The organism is Caballeronia sp. LZ003 (assembly GCF_031451465.1).
Lineage (GTDB): Bacteria > Pseudomonadota > Gammaproteobacteria > Burkholderiales > Burkholderiaceae > Caballeronia.
Genome location: NZ_JARUXJ010000076.1, coordinates 1 through 937, shown reverse-complemented (window position 1 = coordinate 937; position 937 = coordinate 1). Strand labels below are relative to the sequence as shown.

The 937-nt window shown below is 60.4% G+C and carries 2 protein-coding genes; one reads left to right on the top strand and one right to left on the bottom strand.

The genetic code is table 11. The features are described 5' to 3' along the window. On the bottom strand, positions 1 to 328 hold a 328-nt coding region (locus tag QCE79_RS33025; protein WP_309851665.1), incomplete at its 3' end, for a GPO family capsid scaffolding protein. Between the two features lie 141 nt (positions 329 to 469). Here QCE79_RS33025 and QCE79_RS33020 point away from each other — a divergent pair. After that, positions 470 to 937 (top strand): terminase gpP N-terminus-related DNA-binding protein (locus tag QCE79_RS33020; protein ID WP_404989466.1); only part of this gene is annotated, 468 nt, incomplete at its 3' end.

Here is a 937-nt window from a genome sequence, read left to right as displayed (position 1 = left end):
AGCCGCCAAAGTTCGTATCGATTTCGACGCTCGAATAGATTTTCTGACGGCTCTTCGCCATCGCTTTTAGATCGTCCGTCGGATCGATCTGCGCGAACAACGCCAACTTGCCGTCCTCTACCGCTTCGGCCTTCAACGCGCGCACATCGCCGAATGCACGGAATGGGCTATCGGGCGCCATGCCACGAATGTGCTCGCAGAACACGCGTGCGCCGATCTTCGTTTTCGGGTCGTACGTGCTCGCCATGTCTTCAATCTGCTGACGCGTGATTTCGCGCCCGTCCGTCGTCGCGCCTTGCGTCGCCACGCGCTTCCAATTCAACGGCATCGTGTTTCCTCCCTGATCCAGTCCGGTGTCGTTGCATGGTGCGTGAGCCGCGAGCGCACTTCAATGCGCCGCGTGGCGCGTGAGCCTCAGCACAAATTCAAGGGCTCACGCCTGCGCTCCCGCGCGCGATACGCTCGACACATGACCACTGCAAACCCGTTTTCCGCGTTCCCCGACCGATCACAAGTTGTCGAACTAGCCGTTCGCCGCGCCGCACGCGACCTGTTCTGGTCGGGCTGGACGATCACGGCCATTGCCGAACACATCGGGCACAAGCGCTCGACTGTCGAGACATGGAAGCAACGGGGGAAGTGGGATCAAGCGACGCCCGTCGACAAGATCAGCGACGCGCTTGACCAGCGCATGCGCGTGCTCATCACCAAGGAGAACAAGGACCCCAAAGACTTCAAGGAAATCGATCTGCTCGGCCGCGAGATCGAGCGAATGTGCAAGATTCAGGCACGCAGCGCACGCGCTTCTGCCCAGGTTGGACATGAAGAAACCGCCGCCCCGCGATCACCGACACGCAGGTCCAAACGCAACGCGATGAGCGACGAGCAGCGCCAAAAGCTCATCGATGCCGTGAAGGATTGGCTAATCGGCCATCAA